Source organism: Rhodovulum sp. BSW8 (genome assembly GCF_003314725.1).
Lineage (GTDB): Bacteria > Pseudomonadota > Alphaproteobacteria > Rhodobacterales > Rhodobacteraceae > Rhodovulum > Rhodovulum visakhapatnamense.
In genome coordinates, this window is sequence record NZ_QNVX01000049.1 from 67,489 (window position 1) to 80,021 (window position 12,533).

Annotated in this window: 10 protein-coding genes; 2 read left to right on the forward strand and 8 right to left on the reverse strand. The window is 68.8% G+C overall.

Annotation, left to right across the window (positions count from 1 at the left end; all coding sequences use genetic code 11):
- Positions 1–90: 90 nt before the first annotated feature.
- The 8 genes from DSD19_RS17345 to urtA all read right to left on the reverse strand — a co-directional run bounded on the left by DSD19_RS17345 (position 91) and on the right by urtA (position 10,949).
- Positions 91–3,939, reverse strand: coding sequence for a PAS domain-containing protein (locus DSD19_RS17345; RefSeq protein ID WP_113670508.1), 3,849 nt, complete (start codon positions 3,937–3,939; stop codon positions 91–93).
- 206 nt (positions 3,940–4,145) lie between these two features.
- Positions 4,146–4,328 carry a hypothetical protein gene (locus DSD19_RS17350; protein ID WP_075785536.1) on the reverse strand — a complete coding sequence of 61 codons (183 nt, stop codon included), beginning with the start codon at positions 4,326–4,328 and terminating at the stop codon, positions 4,146–4,148.
- A gap of 100 nt (positions 4,329–4,428) precedes the next feature.
- Complete coding sequence (gene urtE / locus DSD19_RS17355) at positions 4,429–5,124, reverse strand: urea ABC transporter ATP-binding subunit UrtE (protein WP_113670509.1); 696 nt, start codon at positions 5,122–5,124, stop codon at positions 4,429–4,431.
- A gap of 3 nt (positions 5,125–5,127) precedes the next feature.
- Positions 5,128–5,868 carry an urea ABC transporter ATP-binding protein UrtD gene (urtD, locus tag DSD19_RS17360; protein WP_113670510.1) on the reverse strand — a complete coding sequence of 247 codons (741 nt, stop codon included), beginning with the start codon at positions 5,866–5,868 and terminating at the stop codon, positions 5,128–5,130.
- Positions 5,865–7,097 carry an urea ABC transporter permease subunit UrtC gene (gene urtC, locus DSD19_RS17365; RefSeq protein ID WP_113670511.1) on the reverse strand — a complete coding sequence of 411 codons (1,233 nt, stop codon included), beginning with the start codon at positions 7,095–7,097 and terminating at the stop codon, positions 5,865–5,867. Before urtC ends, urtD begins: the two co-directional genes overlap by 4 nt.
- Positions 7,094–7,591, reverse strand: coding sequence for a GNAT family N-acetyltransferase (locus DSD19_RS17370; protein ID WP_113670512.1), 498 nt, complete (start codon positions 7,589–7,591; stop codon positions 7,094–7,096). The genes urtC and DSD19_RS17370 overlap by 4 nt, the downstream gene beginning before the upstream one ends.
- Before the next feature lie 4 nt (positions 7,592–7,595).
- Positions 7,596–9,617 (reverse strand): urea ABC transporter permease subunit UrtB, encoded by a 2,022-nt coding sequence (gene urtB / locus DSD19_RS17375; RefSeq protein ID WP_113670513.1) that lies wholly within the window; start codon positions 9,615–9,617, stop codon positions 7,596–7,598.
- Positions 9,618–9,671: 54 nt separating this feature from the next.
- On the reverse strand, positions 9,672–10,949 hold the full coding sequence (urtA, locus tag DSD19_RS17380; RefSeq protein WP_113670514.1) for an urea ABC transporter substrate-binding protein: 1,278 nt from the start codon (positions 10,947–10,949) through the stop codon (positions 9,672–9,674).
- A 488-nt stretch (positions 10,950–11,437) separates the two neighbouring features.
- Between urtA and DSD19_RS17385 the strand changes: the two genes are divergently transcribed.
- Positions 11,438–12,220, forward strand: a complete 783-nt coding sequence (locus DSD19_RS17385; protein ID WP_075787542.1) for an urease accessory protein UreD — start codon at positions 11,438–11,440, stop codon at positions 12,218–12,220.
- A 1-nt stretch (position 12,221) separates the two neighbouring features.
- A complete protein-coding gene (locus DSD19_RS17390) occupies positions 12,222–12,524 on the forward strand; it encodes an urease subunit gamma (RefSeq protein WP_075785543.1) in 303 nt (100 codons plus the stop codon).
- Positions 12,525–12,533: the final 9 nt, after the last annotated feature.

Sequence of the window (12,533 nt, forward strand, 5' to 3'; positions counted from 1 at the left end):
GTCTAGCCGGTCCGCCAATCTGTCACCCGGGCAGTCTTGCGAACAGGACGTCCGGCGAACGGCACGTCCGGTGATCAGGCGGTCGGCCGGTCAGGCGGTCTGGCGCGTCTGATCCAGCGCGTAGGTCACCAGATCGGCCTCGCTCAGCGGGCGGGCGAACAGATAGCCCTGCAGCACGTTGCAGCCGATGCCGCGCAGGATGTCGGCATGGGCCTGGGTCTCGACGCCCTCGGCCACGGTGCCGATGCCCAGCGTTTCGGCGATCTCGACAATGGCGCGCACGAGGTTGCGGGCCTGCGGGTCGCGCGCGGCGGGCGAGACGATGCGGCGGTCGATCTTCAGCGCCGAGGGGCGGATCTGCATCACCCCGATGATCGAGGCATGGCCCGAGCCGAAATCGTCGATCTCGATATCGATCCCGGCCTCGCGGATCTTGTCGAGATGGAAGCGGAAGGCGTCGCTTTCCTCCTCGACGAGGATCGATTCCAGCAGCTCGAAGGTCACCCGCGTGTCGGTGGCGGCGATGTCGAGCGCGCCCGAGACCAGATCGGGGTCATGCATCCGCCCGGAACTGACGTTGAAGCTGATCTTGGGAACCCTGAGCCCCTGCGCCTGCCAGCGATCGAGCGCGCCGCGCGCCTTCTGCATCATGATGCGGTCGATCTCGGGCACGATCCTGAGCTGTTCGGCCACATGCATGAAGGCGTCGGGCGCCAGCAGCCCCTTGTGGGGATGGCGCCAGCGCAAGAGCGTCTCGACGCCCACCAGACGCCCGTCCTCGGCCGACACCTGGGGCTGGAAGAAGGGCACGAACTCGTCGTGCTCGAGCCCCTCCTGGATCTCGGCCGCAAGGCGCCGGTCGTTCAGGATCGACTGGTGCAGGTCGGAGGTGAAGAATTCCATCCGGTTCCGGCCCGCCTCCTTGGCGCGGTACAGCGCGGCATCGGCGAACAGCGACAGCTCGGCCCCGGTCTCGCGCAGATCCTCGGTATGGGCGATGCCGAAGCTCGCGCCGAAGCGGCAATGCCGCCCGCCATACATCAGCGGTGCGGCCAGCCGCGCCTGGATGCGTTCGACCGCCTCGCGCGCCTGGGCCGGCGTGACCCCGGCCCCGAGCAGGATCGAAAACTCGTCGCCGCCGATCCGCGCGGCGAAATCCGCGGGCCGCAGCGCGTAGCGCAGGACCTCGGCCACCCGGATCAGCACCTGGTCGCCTGCCTCGTGGCCCAGGGTGTCGTTGACATATTTGAAATGATCCAGATCCATGCGGATCAGCACCCCGTCGCGCGGGCCCCGGCCTTCGGCGGCGCCGCGCAGGCGGGCCGCCAGCTGCTGGTCGTAGGCGCGGCGGTTGGGCAGGCCGGTCAGCCCGTCATGCATCGCCTGATGCTCGTTCTCGCGGCGCATCCTGTCGGCCAGCAGATGCGCTGATTTCAGTTCGTTCTCGCGCTGGACGTCGCGGGTCACGTCGAGCAGAAGGCCGGTGAAGCAGACCGACCCGTCGGGCTCGCGCCGGGGTGTGGCCGAGCCCGACAGCCAGCGCTGGCCGTGCCGGACCGTCCGGATCCGGAACCGCCGACGCCAGGCGGTGAGCCGCCGGGCGCTTTCGTGGATGCTGGCGATGAAGGCCGGGCGATCCTCGGGGTCGATCTGCTCGAAGGCCATCGCCCGGGCATGGCCGGCCCGGGTCACCGGCGTATCGACCAGCTCGTCGAACTGGCCGCTGGTATACAGGAACTCGCTGCGCCCGTCGGGCAGCAGGCGGTATTCGAAGATCCCGCCGGGGGTGTTGTCGGCGATCGAGCGCAGCCGCTCATGGGCGTCGCGCACGGCCCGGGCGGCATCGGCGGCGCGGGTCGCGGCCTCCATGTTGTCGGTCACGTCCATCAGGTTGCCGAACCAGCTTTCGGTGCCGTCGGGCGCCTGGAAGCGCACCGCCGAGACCAGGATCCAGCGCATGCCGTGCCGGGGATGCAGCAGCCGGAACCGGTCTTCGAACCGGCTTTTGTCGCCATCGGCATCGTCGGCGCGGCGGCGTTCGCGGATGCGGTCGCGATCCTCGGGGTGGATGCGGGCATAGATGCACTCGCCATCGGCAGAGATCTCTGTCCGGGTCACGCCCATCAGCTCGGGCAGGCGGGCGCTGAAGTAGGGAAACCGGATCCGCCCGTCCGGCCCCTGCCGCCGCTCGTAAAGCGCGCCGGGCAGGTTGTCGGCGAGGGTCTGCAACAGCGCCCCGGCCTGGCGCGCGCTGGCGGCGGCCTCGGCCAGCATGCGCTCGCGCTCCTTGGTCTCGTCGATCAGGATCATCGCGCCCGCGATCAGATCGGCCAGCCCGCGGGCCGAGCGGTCGATCTTGCGCGCCACCGACCGGTACCAGTGATAGCTGCCGTCGCCATGGCGCTTGCGGTGATCGTGGACCAGCGTGTCGGTCCGCCCGGCCAGCATGTCGTCGAAGGCCGCCACGGCGCCCGGGCGGTCCGCGGGATGGACCAGCGCGTGCCAGTTCTCGACGGTCGAGGCAAAGGCCCAGGGCGCGTAGTTCAGCAGACGGTAGGTTTCGGCCGGGGCCCAGCCGGTCTGTTCGGCCGGGCAGACCGCCCAATGGCCGATCCCGCCCGAGCAGGCCGAGGTGCGCAGCATTTCCTCGCGCTCCCAGGCGGCATTGCGCGAGGCCTCGGCCTCGGCCAGCGCCTCGGCCAGACGCTGTTCGTTCCGTTTGCGCGCGGTGATGTCCTTGAGGCTGCCGCAGATCACCGGCGGGCGGCCCGGGCCTGCGGTGCGCACCGGGCGGGCGCTCGATTCGCACCAGATCCACGAGCCGTCGCGGTGGCGGACCCGGAAATCGGCATGATAGCTTTCGCGCCGCCCGGCGATCAGGTCGTCGATCCCGGCGATGGCGGCGGCGCGGTCCTCGGGATGCACGAGGCTCAGAAAGCTGTCCTGCGCGTCGGCAAGATCGCTGCGTTCGAGACCGAGGATGCGGTAGAAATGGTCGCTGCGGGTTTCGAGCCGCGTCTGGGGGTCCAGCATCCAGGGGCCGATGCCGCCGCTTTCGGTCGCGGCCCGGTGCAGCGCCACGGTGCGTTGCAGCATCCCACGGGCGGATTCGGCCTCGGACAGCGCCTCGGCCAGGTCGGCCGCCGCAGCCTTGTGCGCGGTGATGTCGATCAGGCTGCCGCAGATCATGGCGGGCACGGCCGGATCCTCGGCCCGGTAGCTCTGGGCGGTGACCTCGACCCATTTCCACGAATTGTCGCGGCAGCGCAGCCGGTAGCGCAGGCGGATCTGCGGCACCTCGGCGGCCACCAGGCGGTCGAAGGCCGCCACCGCCGCATCGAGATCGGCGGGATGGATGCGGGCGCGCACCCAGGCCGAGTCGAGCGCGACCGCGCCGGGGTCGAAGCCGAGCATCCGGTAATAGGGGTCGGTGGCCCACATCCGGCGCCGTTCCAGATCGAAATAGAACTGACCCACTCCGGCGGTTTCGGCGGCGATCTGAAGGACGCGGGCGTGATGGTCGGGGGGGATGCCCTCGCCGGTCGCCGGGCGCGGTGGCGGCGTGTCGGCCAGCGCGGGCCGGTCCGGGGCGGCGGCTTCGAGAACGATCGCCTCGATCCGGCCGGTGGCGTCGGGGACCGGGCGCAGGCAACAGTCGAAGACCCGTTCGGTTCCGTCGGCCGCCCGGAACCCCAAGCGCGCCCGCAGCCGTTCGGTGCCGGGCCGCTGCAGCGCCGCGCAGGCTTCGGTCAGGCGGGGCGCGTCCTGCGCGCAGACCAGCCCGTCGGCCCGGACCGGGGCAAGCGGGCGGTGCGGCTGGCCGAGGGCCAGCGCCATCGCCGGGTTGCCAGCCAGGACCCGCCCGTCCGGTGCGATCAGGAGCGCGGGGGCTGCGGCGTTTCCAAACAACCGGTGAAACGAGTTACGCGTCGAATCCATACGCCGTTCCGGAACCTGGGCATGGGGTGCCCTCGGATACGGTCTACGAAGCGAACCCCTAACAAGATCCTTAACGGCTCTGGTTCGGTCGCATTCGAAACGTTTTTCGGGCCGGTTCGGGGCGGTGTGCCACACTTCGCGCCGCGCGCGGCGCCCCCCCGATCATGCGCAGGTCCGCCAGGGCGCCGAGGGGGGAAGAATAAGCCTCAGCCCGCGACCGGGGCCGGGGGCTCGTCCGAAATCCACAGGCGGGCTGCCGCCGCCAGCACCGCGATGGTTCCGGTCAGCGAGAGGGTCGCGAGGGCCACCAGCCAGGACTGCGTCAGCAGAAGGGCCAGTCCCGCGCAGGCATACCCGACGGCCATTCCGACAAAGACCAGACCCAGCATGCCCGTTTCCCTTTCCCCTGCGGCGATTGTCACAGAAAAGGTGGGACTCGGGGCGAAAATAGGGCGGGGTCGGGGCGTTTTCGGTGCGGGGCCGCCGGTCTCAGACCGAGACGGCGCGGATCAGGCGGTCCTTTTCCAACTCGGCCTTGGGGCCCGACAGCGTGACCGCGCCGCGTTCCATCACGTAGAAGCGGTCGGCAAGGCCATAGGCGAATTCGAAATACTGCTCGACCAGCACGATGGCCATCCGGCCCTGGTCGCGCAGGTATTCGATCACCCGGCCGATCTGCTGGATGATGTTGGGCTGGATGCCCTCGGTCGGTTCGTCCAGCAACAGAAGCTTGGGCTTGGTGATCATCGCCCGGGCGATGGCCAGTTGCTGTTGCTGGCCGCCCGACAGATCGCCGCCGCGCCGGTGCGCCATGTCCCCGAGCACCGGGAAGAGTTCATAGATCTCGTCCGGCACGACGCGGTCGGGGCGGGGCAGGCAGGCGAACCCGGTTTCCAGATTCTCGCGCACGGTCAGCAGCGGGAAGATCATCCGCCCCTGCGGCACGTAGCCCACGCCGCGATGGGCCATGCCCTGGGCCGGGACCCGGCCGACGGCGGCACCGTCCAGCTCGATCCGGCCGCCCGAGCGGGGGTGGGTCCCCGAAATGGCCTTCAGGAGGCTGGTCTTGCCGACGCCATTGGTGCCCATGACGCAGGTCACCTCGCCCGCGCGGGCCTCGATATCGACGCCGTGCAGGATCTGCGAGCCGCCGTAATGCAGCGTCAGGCCGGTTGTTTTCAGCATCGCTCAGCGCCCCAGATAGACATCGATCACCTGCTGGTTCTTGGTGACATGGTCGAGACTGCCCTCGGCCAGGACCGACCCCTCATGCAGCACCGTCACCTTGCAGTCGAGCCGCCGCACGAACTCCATGTCATGTTCGACGACCACCACGGCGCGGGTCTTCGCGGCCTCCTTCAGAAGGTCGGTGGTGTGCTCGCGTTCGGCCAGGGTCATCCCGGCGGCGGGCTCGTCGACCAGCAGCAGGCGCGGCTCCTGCGCCAGCAGCATGCCGATTTCCAGCCATTGCTTCTGGCCGTGGCTCAGCTCGCCCGACTTTCGGTAAAGCTGGTCGCCAAGGCCGATCTCGTCGGCCAGCTCGGCCACCCGGGCGCGGTCTTCGGCGCTCTGGCGATAGGCCAGCACCTTCCAGGGCGCGCGGTCCTTCTTCAGCGCCATCAGCAGGTTGTCGAAAACCGACTGGTCCTCGAACACGGTCGGGCGCTGGAACTTGCGGCCCACGCCTTCGCGGGCGATCTGGCTTTCGCTCATCTTCAGGAGCGAGACCGAGCGTTCGCCCCAGAGCACCCGGCCGCTATCGGGGCGGGTCTTGCCGGTGACGATGTCCATGAAGGTGGTCTTGCCGGCACCATTGGGCCCGATGATGGCGCGCAGCTCGGCATGACCGATCTCGAACGAGAGGTTGTTGATGGCGCGGAACCCGTCGAAACTGACCGAGACGCCCGAGACCTCGAGAAGGGCGGTCATTGCTCGGCCTCCTTCTCGCGGAACGACCCGGTATCGGGGCCAAGATCGGCGCCATGGCGCGCGGGCGCGCGGCGGCCCGAGACCAGATCGAAAAGCCCGCCGATGCCCTTCGGTGCGAACAGCGTGACCAGAACGAAGCCGAGGCCCAGCAGCACCTGCCACCAGTCGACCCATTTGATCGTGTAGATCCCCAGCGGCAGGTCGGGCACCTGCCCGCCGGTGAACCAGGTCGACAGAAGCGACACGACGCCCGCGCCGATCACGGCCCCGTAAAGCCGCCCGCGCCCGCCGATGGCGACCCAGACCGCCAGGTAGATCGAGGCGATGGGCGCCATTTCGGCGGGGTTGATGATGCCCGCCTGCGGATAGTACAGCGCGCCCGCGATGCCCGCGATCACCGCCGTCAGGGTGAAGACGAAGAGCTTGTAGGACTCGACCGAATAGCCAAGGAACCGCACCCGGGCCTCGTCGTCGCGGATGCCCCGGATCACCGAGCCGAACTTGCCCGAGACGACGAAGGCCGCGACCAGATAGCCCAGCGCCAGTGCGGCGGCCGACCCCCAGAAGAACCAGATCGACAGCAGCGATTGCGGCACGTCCGCGGCGCCGGGGATGTTCTGCAGCCCCGAGAGGCCGTTATTGCCGCGCAGCCCGCTGTCGTTCTGGAACAGATACAGCGACAGCGCCAGCGTCATCGCCTGGGTCAGGATCGACAGATAGACGCCTGTCACGCGGCTTCGGAAGGCGAGCCAGCCGAAGACCAGCGCCAGCAGACCCGGCACCAGCACCACAAGGGCCAGTTGCAGCGGCAGCGAATGGGCGAAGGCCCAGATCGCCGGGAAGTCGGACCCGCCGACCACGCCGAAGATCTGGGTGCCGATGGCGTCGCGGATTTCCTGCGGCGTGGGCGGGATTTCGGCCTGGGCCAGCGAGGCGGCGACGATGGTTTCGGTCCGGGCATACATCAGCCACATGCCGATCATGTAGCCGCCAAGGCCGAAGAAGGCGAAATGGCCAAGCGACAGGATGCCGGTATAGCCCCAGACCAGATCCATCGCGATGGCGATCAGGCACAGGCACAGCGTCTTGCCCAGCGTCTTGACGAAGCTGGTCGAGATCAGGCCCATGCCGACGCCCTCGCCAAGGACCGTGACGGCGGCCACGAACGCCGCAAGCAGCCCGAGGAAGATCAGCACCGAGGGGTTTCGGGCGAAGAGGCTGTCTTTCATGCGCGTGCCTCCATCGGGGTGACGGATTTCGGGGCGAGGGACTTGGTGTAATAGGCGCTGTGCGGGTCGAGCCGGTAGGCGCCGAACGGGCCGCAGGGATGGAAGCCCTGCCGTTCGTAAAGCGCGCGGGCCGCCGCGAAGGGCGCGGTCGCGCCGGTTTCCAGCCAGAGCGAGAGATAGCCCCGGGCCCGGGCCTCGGTCTGGATCGCGGCCAGCAGCGCCGCGCCGACCCCTTGCCCGCGGTGGGCGGCGGCGGTGTGCATCGACTTGATCTCGCCCGCTTCGGGCGAGAGCGCCTTCAGCGCGCCGATGCCTGCAAGCTCGGGGCCGTCCCAGGCGGCCCAGACCGTGACCTCGGGGACGTCGAGCCCCTCGAGGGGCAGAAAATGACAGCTTTCAGGCGGGCTCGTCGCCGCGCAGAACGCGGCATGGGTGGCCAGAAGGCCGCGGATCGCCGGGTCGCACAGGTCGGCCAGAGCGATGCGAAGGGCCATGGTGTCAGTCTCCTGCCGCGCGGCCCCGCAGCGCGATGATGCCGCGCGGCCGGACCTGGATGAAGAGGATGATGAAAAGGATCATGTAGGTCTGGGCGGCCAGCGTGTTGCTGGGGTTCAGCCACTCGATGCCCTTCTGCAGGAAACCGATCAGCGTGGCGCCCAGCAGCGTGCCCCAGATGTTGCCGACGCCGCCCACCACGACGGTCATGAAGCTCTGCACGATATAGTCCTGCCCCAGTTCCGAGGTGACCTTGGCGTAAAGCCCGATGGCGACGCCCGCGACGCCCGCGATCCCCGATCCCAGTCCGAAGGTCAGCATGTTGATGCGGTCGGGATTGATCCCCATCGAGGCCGCCATGCGCGGGTTCTGGGTCACCGCGCGCACCTCGAGCCCGAGCCGGGTCCGGCGCATGATGAAGACGAAGAGCGCGAGGAACAGAAGCGCCAGCACGAAGATCGCGATCCGGATATAGCTGATCGAGACCACGTCGTTGAGTTGCAGCGCGCCGTCGAGCCAGGAGGGCGAGGTCAGCGGCCGGGCCTGGGTGCCGAAGATGTTCTTGGCCAATTGCTGCAGCGCGATCGAGATGCCGAAGGTTGCAAGCAGCGTTTCCAGCGGCCGGTTGTAGAGCCAGCGGATCACCAGTCGCTCCATCGCGACGCCGGCCGCGAAGGTGACGGCAAAGGCCAGCGGCAGCGCGATCAGGATCGAGACGGTGTAGTTCGGCACGAGCTGCTGGACCACATAGCCGGTATAGGCGCCCATCATGATGAATTCGCCATGGGCCATGTTGATCACCCCCATCACCCCGAAGGTGATGGCCAGCCCGATGGCGGCAAGGAAATAGATCGAGGCCAGCGACAGCGCGTCGAGCGAAAGATCGGCGACCTGGTTCAGCCCCACCTTGAAGGCGATGGCGTCCAGCGCGTCCTCGGCCGCCGCGGTCACCGCCGGGTCGGGTTCGGCATAGCGGTCGTAGAAGCTGTGGGCGTCAAGGGCCGCCTGCACCTCTTGGGCGGTGGCGGTGGGCGGCACGAGGCCCCGGGCCGCAAGCGCCGCATAGGCACGGTCGCGGGCCTCGTCGCTGTTCAGGTCTTCCAGCGGAATGCCCGCGACGGTGCCGTTCTCGATATGGGCCGCCAGCGCGTTGCGCTTGTCGGCGGGGCTGATGCGGGGCCGGGCCAGACCGGCCGCGACCAGCAGACGGTAGGCCTCGGCCTCGGGCAGGGCGTCGCTGCCGGGGGTCAGGCGGCGGGCGACATTCTCGCCCTCGGGCGGCGTGCCGGGGGCGACCGCGCGGGTGGTGGCGACCAGCGGGTTCAGCGCGGCGCGCACGTCGACGCCCAGATCGCCCGCGAAGCTGTCGATGGCGACGATCCGGTCGGCCGCGTCGGGGGCGTAGGCGATGGTCAGCAGCCGTTCCAGCCGCGCCTTGCGGGCCTTCAGCCCCGGGTCGGTCTCGGTCGCGATGGCGCCGCGCAGCGCCTGCAGATGGTCGGGCTCGGCGTCCCGCCCGATGGCATCGAGCGCCGCCGCGCGCCGCGCCGGGTCGGGATCGGACAGCTGGAACTGCACCAGCGCCGCGCCGATCAGCCCGCGGATGCCGCTGTTGGGCTTGAGCTGGTCGACTTCGTCCCGCGCGGCCTCGCCGGTCGCCTCGCCGGTCGCGATGTCGATCAGCCGAAGAGTGCCGCCGTCCGCGGGCTCGGCAAAGAAGAACAGCCCGTCGGACTTGCGCTGGTAAAGCGCCTTGTCCTGCCATTTCTCCAGCACGCTCTGGGCGGCGGGCAGGCCGCTGTCGCGCAGCGCCGCGATGGCGGGTCCTATGGTCCTGCGCGAGCTTTTCTCGATAAGCTCCCGGTTTTCCTGAAGAATGCTCTGGATCGGGCTGGTCTGGTCCGGGCCAGCTTCGACCTCGGCCCCGACCGGGCCGGACTGCGCCAGCGCGGGTCCCGCGTCCAGAGCCGCGAAAACCACCGAAACCACCACAAGGCAGGCGAAAAGGACGGAGAAAAGGCGCATGGGGGACCCTGCTCGGAGAGGAAGGGGGGCGGACAGGCCCGCCCCCGGTCCGGATCAGTAGTTCGACTTGATCTGCACGCAGGTCTTGGTTTCGGTGTTGTACATGCCGCAGTCGAGATCCTTCCAGTCCGAGGTCAGGACCGCCGATTCCGGCAGGTAGTCGGTCCAGGCGTCGCCCGGCACCGGATCGGTCTCGCTGATGATGTCGAACTGGCCGTCGGCGCGGATCTCGCCGATCAGCACCGGTTTGGTCAGGTGGTGGTTCGGCAGCATCTCGGCGGTCGAGCCGGTGAGGTTGGGATGGGTCTGGCCGATCATCGCGTCCGAGACCGCGCCGACGTCGGTGGTCCCGGCCTCTTCGACCGCATCCACCCACATGTTGAAGCCGATATAGGTCGCTTCCATCGGGTCGTTGGTCACCCGGTCCTGACCCATCCGTTCCTTCCACTTGGCCACGAAGGCCTCGTTTTCAGGCGACTCGGCGGATTCGAAGTAGTTCCAGGCCGCGAGGTGGCCGACCAGGTTCGAGGTGTCGAGGCCCGACAGTTCCTCCTCGCCGACCGAGAAGGCCACCACGGGGATGTCCTCGGCCGAGATGCCCTGCGCCGCCAGTTCCTTGTAGAAGCCGATATTGGCATCGCCATTGATGGTCGAGATCACGCCGACCTTCTTGCCGTCGGCGCCCAGCGCCTTGACGTCCGAGACGATCTTCGACCAGTCGGAATGGCCGAAGGGGGTGTAGTTGATGAAGATGTCGCTTTCCGGGATTCCCTTCGATTTCAGATAGGCCTGCAGGATGTTGTTCGTGGTGCGCGGATAGACGTAGTCGGTGCCCAGAAGCGCGAATTTCTCGACCCCCAGCTCGTCGAGGAAATAGTCGGTCGCGGGGATCGCCTGCTGGTTCGGCGCGGCGCCGGTATAGAAGACGTTCTTCGAGCTTTCCTCGCCCTCGTACTGCACCGGATAGAACAGCAGCCCGTTCAGTTCCTCGATCACCGGCAGCACCGATTTGCGGCTGACCGAGGTCCAGCAGCCGAAGATCACGTCGACATCCTGCACCGTCAGCAGCTCGCGCGCCTTTTCGGCGAACAGCGGCCAGTCGGAGGCCGGGTCGACCACGACCGCCTCAAGCTGCTTGCCCAGCAGCCCGCCCTTGGCGTTCTGTTCGTCGATCATCATCAGGACCGTGTCCTTCAGCGTCGTTTCCGAAATCGCCATCGTCCCCGACAGCGAATGCAGCACGCCCACCTTGATCGTGTCCTGGGCCCAGGCGGGCAGCGAGAACGCGCTGGCCGCGACCGCGCCAAGCAGGATTTTCTTCATGGATGTCATGGTCTACCTCCGGACGTCCCCGGCCCGCGCCCGGCCCTGCGCCTGACGCGCGGGCGGCTCTGGCCTGATCGCCACCTCTGTTGTTGCGTCCCGCGCGGCGCCTTCGGTCTGTCCGTCCCCCAGGCCGCCGCACACCCGCCTCGATCGACCCCGGTCGCCGGTGTGGGCGAGCGAAGGTTTTCCCCGGGCAGGCGGACTCGCAATCGCGACCCCGGGACCGGGCGGAGAATTCCCCGGTGGACGTGGAGAACAGCCCAGGAAACGGGCTCTATCGAAGTTGGTGATTAAATTTTGGGCTTAACAATATCCGCCTCCTTGGCTCGCGCCGAAAATCCGTGCAGAGCGGGCGGGGATGCGGGAAAAACCGGGCGGACAGGATGCACGCTTCGGGAAGGGGCAGGGACATCGCCTTTCATGACCCATCGGCCGCGGGCTTCGCGTCGGCCTCCGCGCCTTGCGCGCCGTCCCAGCCGCGCGCCCAGGGCGAGGTGCGGCTGTCGTCCAAGCCCGGCCCGCGCGGATCGGTCCTGGCCGGGCTACGGCAAAGCGGGGCCTTCAAGGCGGTGTTTCCGCGCCCGGCGCCCTTGCCCGGCGGCCCGCCGCTTGACGCGGTGCTGGTCAACACCGCGGGCGGGATCACCGGCGGCGACCGGTTTTCCTGCACACTCGAGGCCGGGGCGGGCAGCCATCTGCGCGTCACCACCCAGGCGGCCGAGCGCGGCTATCGCGCCCAGCCGGGCGAGACCGGGTGGGTCGCGAACCGGCTGACGGTCGCCGCGGGCGCGCGGCTCGACTGGCTGCCGCAGGAAACGATCCTGTTCGAGGGCTGCTGTCTGGACCGGAGCCTTGTCGCCGATCTTGCCCCCGGCGCCCGGCTTTTGCTGGTCGAGCCGCTGGTCTTCGGCCGCGCCGCGATGGGCGAGACCCTGCGTGCCGCGCGCTTCCGCGACCGGATCGAGATCCGGCGGGATGGCGTGCCGCTTTATCTCGACGCGCTGCGCTTCGAGGGCGATGTGGCCGCGCAGCTGGCCCGTCCGGCGGTCGCGGCGGGGGCCGGGGCGCTGGCCAGCCTCGTTCTGGTCGCGCCCGAGGCGGCGGCGCATCTGGCGCCGATCCGCGCGCTGCTGCCCGCAACCGGCGGCGCCAGCCTGCTGGCCGAGGATGTATTGGCATTGCGTCTGCTGGCGCCCGACAGTTACCACATGCGCAAGGTGCTTATCCCGGTGCTGACGCGCCTGACCGAAGCCCTGCCAAGATCATGGATGACCTGACATGCAACTGACACCCCGCGAAAAAGACAAGCTTCTGATCGCCATGGCCGCCGAGGTCGCGCGCAAGCGCCTGGCGCGCGGCGTCAAGCTGAACCATCCCGAGGCGATCGCCCTGATCACCGATGCCGTGGTCGAAGGCGCCCGCGACGGCCGCTCGGTCGCCGACATGATGGAGGCGGGCGCCCAGGTCGTGACCCGGGATCAATGCATGGAAGGCGTGCCCGAGATGATCCACGAGGTGCAGGTCGAGGCCACCTTCCCCGATGGCACCAAGCTCGTCACCGTCCACAACCCGATCCGCTGAGGTGCGCCG

What these genes read in the sequence shown, in the direction of transcription:
- DSD19_RS17345 (WP_113670508.1), bottom strand. Translation starts at nt 3,939, where the DNA reads ATGGATTCGACGCGTAACTCGTTTCACCGGTTGTTTGGAAACGCCGCA.
- DSD19_RS17350 (WP_075785536.1), bottom strand. Translation starts at nt 4,328, where the DNA reads ATGCTGGGTCTGGTCTTTGTCGGAATGGCCGTCGGGTATGCCTGCGCG.
- urtE (WP_113670509.1), bottom strand. Translation starts at nt 5,124, where the DNA reads ATGCTGAAAACAACCGGCCTGACGCTGCATTACGGCGGCTCGCAGATC.
- urtD (WP_113670510.1), bottom strand. Translation starts at nt 5,868, where the DNA reads ATGACCGCCCTTCTCGAGGTCTCGGGCGTCTCGGTCAGTTTCGACGGG.
- urtC (WP_113670511.1), bottom strand. Translation starts at nt 7,097, where the DNA reads ATGAAAGACAGCCTCTTCGCCCGAAACCCCTCGGTGCTGATCTTCCTC.
- DSD19_RS17370 (WP_113670512.1), bottom strand. Translation starts at nt 7,591, where the DNA reads ATGGCCCTTCGCATCGCTCTGGCCGACCTGTGCGACCCGGCGATCCGC.
- urtB (WP_113670513.1), bottom strand. Translation starts at nt 9,617, where the DNA reads ATGCGCCTTTTCTCCGTCCTTTTCGCCTGCCTTGTGGTGGTTTCGGTG.
- urtA (WP_113670514.1), bottom strand. Translation starts at nt 10,949, where the DNA reads ATGACATCCATGAAGAAAATCCTGCTTGGCGCGGTCGCGGCCAGCGCG.
- DSD19_RS17390 (WP_075785543.1), top strand. Translation starts at nt 12,222, where the DNA reads ATGCAACTGACACCCCGCGAAAAAGACAAGCTTCTGATCGCCATGGCC.